This is a genomic window from Sinorhizobium sp. 22678 (assembly GCF_052044265.1).
In the GTDB taxonomy this organism is placed as follows: Bacteria; Pseudomonadota; Alphaproteobacteria; order Rhizobiales; family Rhizobiaceae; genus Sinorhizobium; species Sinorhizobium meliloti_A.
On sequence record NZ_JBQEMS010000010.1, the window covers coordinates 185855 to 198979 of the forward strand.

General features: G+C 63.3%; 11 protein-coding genes. 6 read left to right on the forward strand and 5 right to left on the reverse strand.

Translation table 11 applies throughout. From position 1 onward, the window contains the following. The first annotated feature begins 132 nt into the window (after window positions 1-132). The gene (gene tyrS / locus ACTJKL_RS17070) at window positions 133-1386 is read left to right on the forward strand and encodes a tyrosine--tRNA ligase (protein ID WP_275597870.1); all 1254 of its coding nucleotides are present in this window, start codon (window positions 133-135) and stop codon (window positions 1384-1386) included. Window positions 1387-1436: 50 nt separating this feature from the next. Here the strand turns inward: tyrS and ACTJKL_RS17075 are convergent, their stop codons facing one another. Then, on the reverse strand, window positions 1437-4853 hold the full coding sequence (locus ACTJKL_RS17075; RefSeq protein ID WP_440853381.1) for a YhdP family protein: 3417 nt from the start codon (window positions 4851-4853) through the stop codon (window positions 1437-1439). 385 nt (window positions 4854-5238) lie between these two features. On the opposite strand from ACTJKL_RS17075, the gene ACTJKL_RS17080 reads away from it, so the two are divergent. From ACTJKL_RS17080 to ACTJKL_RS17100, 5 genes are all read left to right on the forward strand, one after another. Continuing rightward, a complete protein-coding gene (locus tag ACTJKL_RS17080) occupies window positions 5239-5706 on the forward strand; it encodes a peroxiredoxin (protein WP_379941209.1) in 468 nt (155 codons plus the stop codon). A 17-nt stretch (window positions 5707-5723) separates the two neighbouring features. Continuing rightward, window positions 5724-6551 carry a ferritin-like domain-containing protein gene (locus ACTJKL_RS17085; protein WP_026168604.1) on the forward strand — a complete coding sequence of 276 codons (828 nt, stop codon included), beginning with the start codon at window positions 5724-5726 and terminating at the stop codon, window positions 6549-6551. 122 nt (window positions 6552-6673) lie between these two features. Further along, the gene (locus tag ACTJKL_RS17090) at window positions 6674-7999 is read left to right on the forward strand and encodes a M23 family metallopeptidase (RefSeq protein WP_440853382.1); all 1326 of its coding nucleotides are present in this window, start codon (window positions 6674-6676) and stop codon (window positions 7997-7999) included. Between the two features lie 199 nt (window positions 8000-8198). Then, a complete protein-coding gene (locus ACTJKL_RS17095) occupies window positions 8199-9698 on the forward strand; it encodes a DEAD/DEAH box helicase (RefSeq protein WP_100673166.1) in 1500 nt (499 codons plus the stop codon). Between the two features lie 10 nt (window positions 9699-9708). After that, window positions 9709-10116, forward strand: a complete 408-nt coding sequence (locus ACTJKL_RS17100) for an NUDIX hydrolase (RefSeq protein ID WP_100673165.1) — start codon at window positions 9709-9711, stop codon at window positions 10114-10116. 15 nt (window positions 10117-10131) lie between these two features. On the opposite strand, the gene ACTJKL_RS17105 is transcribed toward ACTJKL_RS17100, so the two are convergent. Genes ACTJKL_RS17105 through ACTJKL_RS17120 form a run of 4 tightly spaced genes read right to left on the reverse strand, consistent with a single transcriptional unit; the run spans window position 10132 to window position 13109 of the window. Beyond that, a complete protein-coding gene (locus ACTJKL_RS17105) occupies window positions 10132-10449 on the reverse strand; it encodes a TfoX/Sxy family protein (RefSeq protein WP_100673164.1) in 318 nt (105 codons plus the stop codon). 3 nt (window positions 10450-10452) lie between these two features. Next, on the reverse strand, window positions 10453-12069 hold the full coding sequence (locus tag ACTJKL_RS17110; RefSeq protein WP_440853383.1) for an NTP transferase domain-containing protein: 1617 nt from the start codon (window positions 12067-12069) through the stop codon (window positions 10453-10455). Beyond that, complete coding sequence (locus ACTJKL_RS17115) at window positions 12066-12773, reverse strand: XdhC family protein (RefSeq protein WP_440853384.1); 708 nt, start codon at window positions 12771-12773, stop codon at window positions 12066-12068. The genes ACTJKL_RS17110 and ACTJKL_RS17115 overlap by 4 nt, the downstream gene beginning before the upstream one ends. A 3-nt stretch (window positions 12774-12776) precedes the next feature. After that, a complete protein-coding gene (locus tag ACTJKL_RS17120; protein WP_018095058.1) occupies window positions 12777-13109 on the reverse strand; it encodes an XdhC family protein in 333 nt (110 codons plus the stop codon). Window positions 13110-13125 lie beyond the last annotated feature (16 nt).

Sequence of the window (13125 nt, forward strand, 5' to 3'; positions counted from 1 at the left end):
GCCGAACGCGCGCCGCTTCCTACCCGCGTCTGCGTTCATAGCAAAACACCCGCCAAGCAAAAACGTGCACTTTCGAAGAAACAGTGATAAAGGCCCGGCGCACACGTTCTACCCAGCCGAAAGAGACAGGTTATGTCCGAGTTCAAGTCCGATTTCCTTCATACTCTCAGCGAACGCGGTTTCATCCATCAGACATCGGATGATGCCGGCCTCGACCAGCTGTTCCGGACGGAAACCGTGACCGCCTATATCGGCTTCGACCCCACGGCTGCGAGCCTGCACGCCGGCGGGCTCATTCAGATCATGATGCTGCACTGGCTGCAGGCGACCGGACACCGTCCTATTTCGCTGATGGGCGGCGGCACGGGCATGGTCGGCGACCCGTCCTTCAAGGACGAGGCGCGGCAACTGATGACGCCCGAAACGATTGCCGCCAACATAGCGAGCATCAAGACGGTCTTTTCGAACTACCTGAGATACGGCGACGGCCCCAGGGACGCGCTGATGATCAACAATGCCGACTGGCTGCTCGGCATCAACTACCTCGAATTTCTGCGCGACGTCGGCCGGCATTTCTCTGTGAACCGCATGCTGTCTTTCGACAGCGTCAAGATGCGGCTCGAGCGCGAGCAGTCGCTGTCCTTCCTTGAATTCAACTACATGATCCTGCAGGCCTACGACTTCGTCGAGCTTTACGAGCGCACCGGATGCCGGCTCCAGATGGGCGGTTCGGATCAGTGGGGCAACATCGTCAATGGCATCGATCTCGGCCACCGGATGGGAACGCCGCAGCTCTACGCCCTCACCTCGCCGCTGCTGACCACGGCCTCCGGCGCGAAAATGGGCAAGTCCTTGAGCGGTGCCGTGTGGCTCAATCCGGATATGCTCGGACCCTACGAGTTCTGGCAGTACTGGCGAAACACCGAGGACGCCGACGTCGCCCGCTTCCTCAAACTCTACACGACGCTGCCGATGGCTGAAATCGACCGGCTGTCGAAGCTCGGCGGTTCCGAGATCAACGAGGTCAAAAAGGTTCTGGCAACCGAGGTCACCGCCATGCTGCATGGGCGGGCGGCGGCGGAGCAGGCCGCCGAGACGGCGCGCAAGACCTTCGAGGAAGGTGCGCTTGCCGAGAACCTGCCCTCGGTCGAGGTCCCGGCTCCCGAACTCGAATCGGGGCTTGGCCTGCTGACGCTTCTGGTCCGCGCCGGTCTGGCCGCTTCGAACGGCGAGGCGCGCCGCCATGTTCAGGGCGGCGCCGTCCGGATCAATGACGATCAGGTCAGCGACGAACGCCGCATCATCGGAAGCGGCGACGTGACCGGCGACGGCGTCATCAAGCTCTCGCTCGGCAAGAAGAAGCACCTGCTCGTTCGGCCCGTGTGAGCGGGTGACAAGGCAATGGGAACCTGAGGCCGGCCGCAGCGCCGGCCTTTTTATTGAAACTCGAAAATGTTGCGGAAGACGCCCGGCGCTATGATCGACAGCGGGTTGATCGTCAGATTCGGCTGGCTGAACGGACCGGTGAGTTTGAACGTGATGCCGAGCAGACCGCGGTCACGGCCATTTCCGAGCAGGACACCGATCAGCGGCAGCTCACCGAAGAGCCGGTTCAATCCATAGGCCGGCATGAACGTTCCCGTCATGTCCATGCGGCCGTTGGAGTCGCGGACGGTACCCTGGAACGTCGCGCCGACGTCGACGCCGCGGACGACCCCACTGCCGACGCGGATCGCGCCCTGATCCAGCAGGAGTTGCGCGTAACCACGCTCGAACTGAGCCGTACTCACATCGATATCGCGCCGGACCGCCTCATTGAGGCTGCGCCCGTCCTGCCCCGCCCGTGTCGAGACCATCGATTGCAGCCTCTGCTCCCCGACGAGCGAGAACTTGCGGATATCCACGGTCCCACGCCAGGAATTTGCCCCGCGATCACGCAGTCGCAGATTGAGGAGGCCGCCGCGCATATTGCGATAGATATCGATGAAGCGCGCGAAAGCCCCGGCATCGCTTGTCGTCAGTTCCAGTGTGTTGTCCGCCCCGGCCTTCACCAGTCTGGCGACGACGGCCTGACCGCTTGCAGTCAATGCAGAAAGATCGACATCGTCGATCTGCTGGCCGCGGCTCGAATAGGCCAGGTTTACATTCGAGAGCACTTCGCCATTAAAGCCGGTAACCCGATCGAGCCGCGCATTGATCTTCACATTGCCCGACCCTTTCGACCCCGATCCGCTCTTCACGCGGGCGAGCGCCGGCCGGATGTCAGCCGCAGTGCCGGTCAGGTCCACCGAATAGCCTCCATTGCTGCGCCCGACCGTGACGGCGAAATCGTCTCCGCTTGCGAGGCGCACGCCGCGCAGCCGCGCCGCCGCAAGACCCGATTCGTCGACGCGCAATTCGCCGGTGCCGCCAAAACCCTCACCGGTGAGCCGGAGGTCGTTTATTTCCGTGATGCTGCCGACGGGCCGGATTGTGAACGCCGCCTGTGCGGCGATGCCCGCCCCCTTGCTCCAGCCGATCCAGGGAAGCGACAGGACGGCCTTGCCGAGGTCGGCCTTCACCGTCTGACTGCCGTCTTCCGCAAGCGATACGTCGATGCCGACGGGCCCCTTGACGATGCCGGACAGCGCCGGGGCGATTTTCGCCCGCGCGGCATCGTCGAGCGTCCCCGAGATTTCTCGCGTTCTCGTCACACCCGCCGAGCCGTCCACCGGTTCGGTGAGCGCGACACGCATCTTCGCACCGTCGATGAGGGCATTCGCCTGAAGCACCGCACGCTCGTTGTCGATCCGCATCTTACCGTCGAGATTGGCGATCGATCGTCCCGCTATGGGCCGCTTTATCGTGACGTCCTCAAGCTGCATTTCCACCTGCCACAGCGGTGGCGGCGGCATCTGGTCGGATATGAGGCCAAACCGCGCGCCCACCAGCGCCGTCATAGGTCCGGCGAAATCCTCCGGCGCGAAAGGCGTCTTCTGAAGGGCCTGGATGGGCTTGTAGCGAACGAGCTCCGCTATCGCGTCCGCCTGTCCGGCGACCTCGATCTTCATTTCCGCCATCAGCGGCTTCTCATAGACGTCGGCGATAACGAAATCCCCGCCGTTCAAGGCAACGGACCGCCCGGACGGGAAAAAGGCGGCACCCTTCCGGACCGCAACGGACATGCGCTCGCCGCTCAGGCTGAAGTGCCCGGCCGTGTCGCGCAGCGGCGGGATCTCACCGGCGATGTTGATGCGCGTCTCGTCGATGGCGAAGTTGATGTTGAGCTCCTTTTCGTCGAGCCTCAACTCACCGCCGCTGCTGGCGATGCGCCCCTCTGGTATCGAGACCTCGATGCGTGCATCGCTCACCGTCCCGCCGAAGAGATTGCCGATCGCCCAGCGGCGAGCCCCCTTCGCGAGCCACCATGGCCACAGCTGCTTCACCGCCCGGGCATGCAGCCTGTCGCTGAGTGCGGCGAAACTGATCCTTGGCGACGTCTTGCCGAAGGCGACCGAGAGCGAGCCCGCCATGGAACCGAGCGGGCTCGATATTGCCAGCTGATCGAAGATCAGCCGGTGCGCGTCGGACTCGAATCGGCCGCTCGCCTTGGCGTCAAAGGCAAGCGGCCGCTCCTGAATGTCTTCGGGATCGGAACTGGCGTTCTTGAGCAGAAGATCGACCGCAAAGCCCTTGCGATCGGCGCCGGCGATCTTGTCGAGGTCGATCAGGGCGCCGGTAAAAGGGAAGCTCGAACGGCCGATCCTGATCATCGACGATAGAATTTCGACGGAGGCCCGCTCGAAATCGTAGGAGAGGTTCAGGTCAGAGGAATTGAGAGTCGAGACGAGACCGCCGGCGTGGAATGAACCCTTGGAAGTCTTGACGGTTGCCGTAAGTGCAGGCTTCCTGCCGTCCGTCGCGCGAGACGCGTTGAGCGTCACATCGGCGGTGGTCTCGATGCCGAAGGCCTCCTCCCTGGCCGATTTCCCGTGATAGAGGAACGGCGAGAGCGAGAGCGCGTCGAGGCGGGCCTCGAAGGCAGCAATGCGCCCATTGTTGCCGAGAGCCTTTGCCGTCAGCAGCGACTCTGTCCCATCGACTGCGATCGTACCGGCAACGCGCATCGAACTGTCCGGATCGTGGCTGAATTCCAGCGTCTTGATCTCGACGGGAACAACGCGCCCCCGGACGCCGCTGACTTTCAGGCTGAAATCCGAGAGCACGACGGTCTGCGTCGCCCGCCCCGCGGTCAACCGTGACATCCGGTCGCCCTGCGCGAACAGCTCCTCAAGCGCGTTACCCACATCTGCGATGCGGATGGCGGTGAGATCGATCGGCTCGCCGCGCGGCAAGAGGCCGGTGTCGAGTTCGCCTCCTTCCGCTTCGAGCCTTGTGACGTCGATGCGGCCGGTCGCCAGCGCGAAGGGATCGAGGGCGATCGAGATCGCACCGAGCTTGGCGAGGTGCCGGCCCGAACCGCTCTCCTTCAGAGTCACGCCGCGCGCCTTGAGCGCAATTGCGCCGCCGCCTGTCAAGCGGATGACCGTGCTTTCGACATCGGCGCGGTAACCCTGGCCGAGCGCGGCGTTGAGCGCGTTGCGTGCCCGGGCATTCAACGGTCCGTCGACGACCCCGCTTTCTATGATGGCGACGAGCGAAGCAACGGCGATGAAGACAAGGAGGGAACAGCACAGGAAAAGCCGTGCGCAGAAGCGCCACGCCCCGCCCGGGCGGGGCGTGTGCACAATGACCGGGTCGTGCGCCTGGGCCGAGGGCAACGCGTGCAGCGCGACGATGTCCTCTCTGCGAAAGTCGACTTTTTCGCCGCGGATTTCAGTCATCGGCCCGAGCGTCCGACCTGATCGCCCCATTGCGTGTTTCCCATCGGGCCGCTGCCACGTGAGCGATGGCCGGGTCTTTCATTCGCCCCATTTAGATCGATACTCGTCCAACCAAATCAACATGCTTCGTCTCTCGCGGGAGCGAGAGGACTAGTCATTTCCCCTTTCGCGCAAGATCGCTTGTGGCATTGAGCCAGCACGATTTCACCTCCACTCGAATCCGAGTTAAAGGATCATACAGTAGCTACGAAGCCGTCCGGCACCTGTCAAATCTATCACAACTCTTCTGGACGGACTTCGGCGATCTCCGATATGCCTCAAGCGCACTGCATTCGATCCCGAAGACGCTGCACGATTTTGGGACATGCATTAACCGCGGAATGCCCACAAAACGTGACGTAAGAAAGGTTTGATCATGGCAGGATTGGGACAAGGCGATATCGCCCCGGAGTTCGAACTTCCTCGTGATGGCGGCGGTTCGATCTCGCTCGCTGCGCTGCGCGGAAAGCCGATCGTTCTGTTCTTCTACCCGAAGGACGATACCAAAGCCTGCACGGAGGAGGCTATCGCCTTCTCGGCTCGGCAGAAGGAATTCCAGGAAGCGGGGATTGCGCTCGTCGGCATATCGCCCGATTCGGCCAAGAGCCACGATCGTTTCACCAAGAAACACGACCTTACGGTCGCCCTTGGCGCCGACGAGGACAAGGCTGTGGCAAACGCCTACGGCGTCTGGGTCGAGAAGAGCATGTACGGCCGCAAATACATGGGCGTCGAGCGGACCACCTTCCTGATCGATCGGCAGGGCGTGATCAGCCGCGTCTGGGAAAAGGTCAAAGTCCCCGGCCACGCCGACGAGGTTCTGGCCGCCGCAAAGGCGCTTTGAGCAGATACGGCAAGACCATGACGCGACTTCCGCAATTCCACAGCCTGCGCGGCGCCGCCGTCGAAGCGATCCGTGCCGCCGATCTTGCCGTCAAGACCGAACTTGCGCAGGAGGCGGCGCGGCGCTGGCAGGCGCGAACGCTGTCCCTGCGCTCGCCTTTGGACCGCGCCGTGCCCGAACGGCCCGGCCGCCCGGAAAGACCCGTTCTGACGCCACCGACCCAGGTCAAGCGGCGCTCGCTCGGCTCGCTGAAAGGGCGCATCGCTCTGCTGCACGCCATCGCCCACATCGAACTGAACGCGGTCGATCTGGCCCTCGACATCATCGCCCGCTTTGCATCCGAGCCGGTGCCGAATTCCTTCTTCGACGGTTGGATGCAGGTTGCCTTCGAAGAGGCCAAGCATTTTCGCATGGTACGGCAAAGGCTGAACGACCTCGGCGCAGATTATGGCGACCTTCCCGCCCATGACGGCCTCTGGCAGGCGGCGCACGACACGCGCAACGACCTCACCGCCCGCCTGGCCGTCGTTCCGCTGATTCTCGAAGCCCGCGGCCTTGATGTGACTCCGGCACTGCGTGCGAAGATGCGGGAGACCGGCGACGATGAGAGCGCTGCCGTCCTCGACGTCATCTACGAAGACGAGAAGGGCCACGTCGCGGTCGGAGCGAAATGGTTCCGCTTTCTCTGCGCCCGGCAGAAGAAGGACCCCGCCGCCACCTTTCAAACGCTCGTGCGGGCGAATTTCCGGGGACCGCTCAAACCCCCGTTCAACGACATTGCCCGGGCGGAGGCGGGATTGACCCCCTCCTTCTACCGATCGATGACCGCCTCCACCAACATCTGAGATAGCGTCTCGCACACACGCTTTATTAACCCTAACAAAGTGTAATTGCCGTCGAGCAACGCGAACTACGGCGCAGCGCGTCTACTGACGCGCAACTGGGGCGCATCGGCGGGGGTGATGTGGTGTCTGTTGGTTCGGTAAACGCCTTCGGCAAACGCAGGCAAAGTCACGTCCTGATCCTGGCGAGCGGCGACAGGGTCCGGCACATGACTGTCCGCCCATGGATGACGACCCTGGCCATCTGTTTCCTGGGAATGTTCGGCACAGGATATCTCGCCGCAACCACGTATCTGGTGCTTCGCGACGACCTGATCGGCGGAACGATCGCACGGCAGGCGCGCATGCAGCATGAATACGAGGACCGGATCGCTGCACTGCGAGCGCAGGTGGACCGTGTCACGAGCCGGCAATTGCTGGATCAGCAGGTTGTCGAGCAGAAGGTCGAGAAGCTTCTGCAGCGGCAGCTGGCACTGACCTTGAGAAGCGGCCAGTTCGGCGCACTCCCGGAAAACGGTACGGCCCTTGATCATGCCGGACAGCAAAACCCTCTGCCGGCGACGGAACCGCTGGCCTATGACGGGCGCGCAGAAGCTCGGAGCGGCGTCAAGGCCATCGAGACGATCATGGGTATTGCCGGCAAGGATGATGACCGGCCTCCCCGCTCCGCCGTACTCGGCTATGCACCCGTCTCCTCCGGGAATGTGGATGGCGAAAGCGCTTCCGACCGGGCCGACCGGGTGTTTTCCAATGTTACGCTTTCGCTTAAGGGCGTGGAGCGCGAACAGATGGCGCATCTCCGGCAGATGACGGACAGCGCACTAAGGACGTCCGCGACGATCAGGGCGATCGTGGAGGATACCGGTTTCACGCTTCCCGCAGCCGACGAAGCGCTCGCCACGGATACGGTCGCGGAAGCCGGTGTCGGCGGTCCCTTCGTCGAACCGCAGGACGGAGACGTATTCGATCGGTTCCTGGTCGGTCTCGATACTGCTCTCCTGGAGCTCGAGCAGACCCGTGACGCAGCAAAAAGACTTCCTCTCGCCAGCCCGGCACCGGCAGCCGATGTCTCCAGCGGCTTCGGAAATCGCTTGGATCCGTTTCTCGGCCGTCCGGCGCTGCACGCGGGGACGGACTTTCGCGCACCGACCGGCACGCGAGTCCGCGCGACCGCCGATGGCACCGTAACGGCCGCGGGGTCTGCGGGCGGCTATGGAAACATGATCGAAATCGATCACGGCAACGGCGTGTCGACCCGCTATGCACATCTGTCGGCAATTCTGGTCGATGTCGGCGATGTGGTGAAGGCAGACGCGGTCATTGCCAAGTCGGGAAGTACCGGACGGTCGACGGGACCGCATCTTCATTACGAGGTTCGCCTGAACGGGCACGCCGTCGATCCGGCGCGCTTCCTGAGGGCCGGAACGGAGCTCGCCGGCTATCTCGATTGACAATGGGCGTGCGGGCCGCTACCTCTCCCGCGCCTGACGCGAAAAGCATGAGAATCGGGCGGATTCAACTTCCAGTGTTTCAACGTGCTGGATTTCTTGACTTTCGGCGCCTTTGGTCGTATGAGCGCCGCCACATGCTGCTGCATTTTCCAACGATCGATCAGAGTTCATCAGAACCGGAACGGAAACAGTTTCCCCTTTGACCAATTTCGCTGACCTTGGCCTGAGCCAGAAAGTTCTCTCCGCAGTTACCGATGCGGGCTACACGATACCGACACCGATTCAGGTTGGTGCCATCCCGCCGGCGCTTCAGCGCCGCGACATTCTCGGCATCGCCCAGACCGGAACCGGCAAGACCGCATCCTTCGTGCTGCCGATGCTGACCCTTCTGGAAAAGGGACGCGCACGCGCACGCATGCCGCGTACTCTGATCCTCGAGCCGACGCGCGAACTCGCTGCGCAGGTTGCCGAGAACTTCGACAAATACGGCAAGAATCACAAGCTCAACATCGCGCTTCTGATCGGTGGAGTTTCCTTCGACGAGCAGGACCGCAAGCTCGAGCGTGGCGCCGATGTGCTGATCTGCACGCCCGGCCGCCTGCTCGACCATTGCGAGCGCGGCAAGCTCCTGATGACCGGAGTCGAGATCCTCGTCATCGACGAAGCCGACCGCATGCTCGACATGGGCTTCATTCCCGACATCGAGCGAATCGCGAAGCTCATTCCCTTCACGCGCCAGACCTTGTTCTTCTCCGCGACCATGCCGCCCGAAATCCAGAAGCTTGCGGATCGCTTCCTGCAGAATCCGGAGCGGCTCGAGGTGGCGCGCCGGTCCTCGACGGCCATAACCGTTACGCAGCGTTTCGTAGCCGCACACGGCAAGGACTACGAGAAGCGCGCGGTGCTTCGTGAACTCATTCGGTCCCAGGAGGATTTGAAGAACGCGATCATCTTCTGCAATCGCAAGAAGGATGTCGCCGAACTCTTCCGCTCGCTCGATCGCCATGGCTTTTCGGTCGGCGCGCTGCACGGCGACATGGATCAGCGTTCACGCATGGCCATGCTCGCCAATTTCAAGGACGGCAACATCAAGCTGCTGGTCGCCTCCGACGTCGCGGCGCGAGGGCTCGACATTCCCGACGTCAGCCATGTCTTCAATTTCGACGTGCCGATCCACGCTGAAGACTATGTCCACCGCATCGGCCGAACGGGCCGTGCTGGCCGCTCCGGCGCCGCTTTCACGATCATCACGAAGCGCGAGACGAAGTTTTCCGATGCCATCGAGAAACTGATCGGCCAGAAGGTCGAATGGTTCAACGGCGACCTTTCGGAATTGCCCGAGCCGATGGAGAGCCACGACAGCCGTCGCGACCGCGGCAGCGACGGGCGCAAGGATCGGAAGAGGGAGCGTCCCGGCAAGGTTCACGCCGATCGCAAACCTGTCACGGCTTCAGGCAATAATACAGAAGAACTCGAAACAGTCCCGGAAAGGGTCGACGCGGTGAAGATCGAACGCAATGCCGACAGCAAGGATCGTCATAACGGCCGTAGCGACCGTCCCGGCCGCGCGCAGAATGCAGCCAATGACGACAATCGCGACCGTCGCCAGCGCAACCGCCGCGATCATGACGACGGTCCGACGCCGGTCGGTTTCGGTGACGACATTCCGGCCTTCATGCTGATCATGGGCAAGGCCTGATTCTCCGCTGATGGCACTGCCCGGTATCGATTTCCCCGGTCTCGGCTGCGGTCTGGCAATCCTGCGGGATGGAAAGATCCTCCTTTGCCGACGCCTGAAGGCGCCGGAAGCCGGTCACTGGAGCATCGTCGGCGGTAAAGTCGATCATATGGAGCTCGCGCAGGATGCGGCCCGACGCGAGGCGGAGGAGGAAAGTGGCCTTTCCATCCATTCGACCCGCTTTCTATGCATCAGCGAACAGATGATCGAAGCCGATCGGCAACATTGGATCTCGCTGATCTATGTGACGGAAAATTTTTCCGGCGAGCCGCGTCTCACCGAGCCGGACAAGCTCTCCGACATCCGCTGGTTCGACCTGACCGCCCTGCCCCAGCCTCTCTCCCGATTTGCGGCTGATGCGGTGCGGGCGCTCGCCTGAACCCCGCCACTCACCCTACTTTTTCGCCCTGAGCGCGGCCGCATAGGCAAGTCCAACCCAGCGCGCCATTTCATCCGGGTCGTCCCAAGCCGGCTCGGGGATGCTCCAATAGGGCATTTTCACCGGCTTGCCCTTGCCTTCATAGGTCCACTGCCGCGCGCCTGCTTCCTCGAGCGCCGGCGCCGATTCGGCATCGCCCTTCAAAAGAATTTCGCCGTTCACTTCCAACGCAAGAATGATGCCGTCGAAATAGATGCCCTTGCCGCCGAACATGCGGCGAATCTTGACCGGGCCGAGTGTTTCGAAAATCTCCTCGATTGCCGCATTGTCCATCGCTCAATCCCTCAATAGCCCGCCGGCAGCCACTATCGCCTCCGGCGTGTCGAGATCAAGACGCGCCGCAGCACCGAGTTCGACGTCGATCACCGGCAAGCCGCAGCGCTCGACGATGTGCCTCGCCCCGACGTCGCCGACGAGCTGACGGACGGCATGGAAGGTCTCCTTCGGCAGAATGACCGGGTTGCCGCGCTGCCCGTCGGCGACGGCACGCACCACGGCACGGCCGGATTCGGATTCAAAGGCAGCGATCAACTTCGCCAGGTGTGCCGAAGTGATGCCCGGCATGTCGGCAAGCATGACGAGCATGCCGCCGGCGTCGGCATCGAGGGCGGAGAGACCCGCAATCAGCGAAGCCGCCATCCCGCTCGGGTAATCGGGGTTCGAGACGAATGTGGCCTGCAGCCCCGCGAGTGCCGCCCGGATCTCCGCCTCCCGATGCCCTGTTACCACGATCACTCTGCCCGGAGCCGCGGCGATGGCGGTTTCCACCGACCGGCGCACGAGCGGCATGCCCTCGAACTCCGCAAGCAGCTTGTGGCGGCCATCCGGCCCCATCCGGCTCGCCTGGCCGGCTGCGAGCACCACGATCCAGACGGGACCCGGCCGCTTGCCGCCGGTGCCTTCCCGAGGCTGCGGACGCGTCGGGATTTCCTTGAGCAATCCGCCGACGCCGAGCCCGGTAATGTCGGCATTGCTCGGCCACTCGCCCGCGATCAATCGATCGAGAATCCAGTCGAAGCCGTTTTCTCGCGGGCTTCGTGCACATCCGGGAGCACCCAGGACCGGAATATCCCCTAGCCGCCCGAGCACGAGCAGATTGCCCGGGTCGACCGGCATTCCGACGTGTTCTACGACGCCGCCCGCGCGCCGGATGGCGGCAGGGATCACATCGTCCGGATCAGCCACGGCCGAAGCGCCGAAGACGATGATCAGGTCGTGCGAAACGGCAGCGTCCGAGATCGCGGCGGCGACCGCTTCGGTGGTGTGGGCCACGCGTTGCTCGCTATGGAGGCGGCTGCCGGATTGCAGGAGCCTTGCGGTGAGAACGGCGCGCGTCTTGTCCATCACCTGGCCCTTCAACGAAGGCAGCTCGGTCGCCACCAGGGCCGCGCGCCGCGGCGTGAACGGCTTGACTTCGAAGGCCAGATCCGCCCGAAGCAGTGCCTGCGCTCGCTCCACGAGCGCTTGCTGCACGGCCAGCGGGATGATCTTGATCGTAGCCACCATGTCGCCCGCGTCGACGGCAACATGATCGGCAAGGCAGGCGAGCGTGATCGCCGGATCTATACGGTTCAGCTGATCGACGACGGCGCGATTGGCAACGAAAAGACCGGCAACGGTAGCATAGACGTTGACCCGGCCCGTGGCAGCCCGCGAGAATCGCAGATGATCCGGGGCGATTGCCGCAGCTATGCGCGCCGCGGCTTCGTCCTCCGCCAGGTCGTCCGGCTCGAGCCTCGCGACAATGACTTCCGTAAGATCCGCTTCGGCAAGTGCCGCGACATCTTCGGCGCTCAGGCGATGCCCCTTCGCCAGTTTCATGGTGCCGATCTTTACCGAATGGCCCAGGAGAGCGCCTTCGGCATCGGCGAGCCGCACGGGTCCGAACCTCACTTGGCCCCCTCCACCGGCAGGTTCACGTCGCGACGCCGCAGCGCCCCGATGATTTCCGCCAGCACGGCAACCGCAATCTCGGCCGGGCTCGCGGCACCTATATCGAGGCCGATCGGGGCGTTGATACGTGCGATCGCCTCCCCCTGCACCCCTTGCGCCTGCAGGCGTTCGGTCCGAGCCGCATGGGTTTTGCGGCTGCCAAGCGCGCCGACATAGAAGCATCCCGCTTCCAGCGCCGCGCTGATCGGATAGTCATCGATCTTCGGATCATGCGTGAGAGCGGCGAGTGCCGTATAGCGGTCGAGCGGTCGAGCGGGCAGAACGTCTTCGGGCCAGTCTGCAAGAAGCTCGACGCCATGGAAACGCTCGGCCGTTGCAAAGGCGGTACGCGGATCGATGACCGCCATGTCGAAACCTGCGACCGGCGCCAGACGCGCCAATGCCTGCGAAATGTGAACCGCGCCGATCGCGACGATACGTGGGGGCGGCAGATGAACGTTGATGAAAAACGCCCTTTCCTCGACCTTCAGAAGACGGGGCCGGCCCGAGTGCAGCGCTTCGGAGACGGACGCGACCCATTCGGGCGGAATGCGATCGCCTTCGACAAAAGCCTGACTGCTGCCGTCCGAAAGATCGCCGACGACGACGGCGGCGCGCCGCGACGCACGGGCGAGATTAAGTGTCTGCAGTGTGCTCAGTTCCATCGTTCAGCCGTCAATTCGTTCGACATAGACGCGGATCCGGCCACCGCAGGAAAGGCCGACGCGCCAAGCCGTCTCATCGGCCACTCCGAATTCGAGAACCCGCGGCGTACCGGACGCAATCACCTCGGCCGCCTCCGCAATAACCGCGCCCTCGACGCAGCCGCCGGAAACGGAACCCTGAAAATTGCCTTCGCCGTCGATCACCAGATGGCTGCCGACGGGACGGGGCGCCGAACCCCAGGTTTCGATCACGGTCGCGAGAGCCACGGAGCGACCTTGGCCGTGCCAGGTCTCGGCCACCTCCAGAGGATCGAGGATGTTCGGCTCGTTCTGCATGCTGCAACTCCGAAAA

Bases quoted from the DNA above. Each gene is read 5' to 3' on its own strand.
- tyrS (WP_275597870.1), top strand. From the start codon at position 133: ATGTCCGAGTTCAAGTCCGATTTCCTTCATACTCTCAGCGAACGCGGT.
- ACTJKL_RS17075 (WP_440853381.1), bottom strand. From the start codon at position 4,853: ATGGGGCGATCAGGTCGGACGCTCGGGCCGATGACTGAAATCCGCGGC.
- ACTJKL_RS17080 (WP_379941209.1), top strand. From the start codon at position 5,239: ATGGCAGGATTGGGACAAGGCGATATCGCCCCGGAGTTCGAACTTCCT.
- ACTJKL_RS17085 (WP_026168604.1), top strand. From the start codon at position 5,724: ATGACGCGACTTCCGCAATTCCACAGCCTGCGCGGCGCCGCCGTCGAA.
- ACTJKL_RS17100 (WP_100673165.1), top strand. From the start codon at position 9,709: ATGGCACTGCCCGGTATCGATTTCCCCGGTCTCGGCTGCGGTCTGGCA.
- ACTJKL_RS17105 (WP_100673164.1), bottom strand. From the start codon at position 10,449: ATGGACAATGCGGCAATCGAGGAGATTTTCGAAACACTCGGCCCGGTC.
- ACTJKL_RS17115 (WP_440853384.1), bottom strand. From the start codon at position 12,773: ATGGAACTGAGCACACTGCAGACACTTAATCTCGCCCGTGCGTCGCGG.
- ACTJKL_RS17120 (WP_018095058.1), bottom strand. From the start codon at position 13,109: ATGCAGAACGAGCCGAACATCCTCGATCCTCTGGAGGTGGCCGAGACC.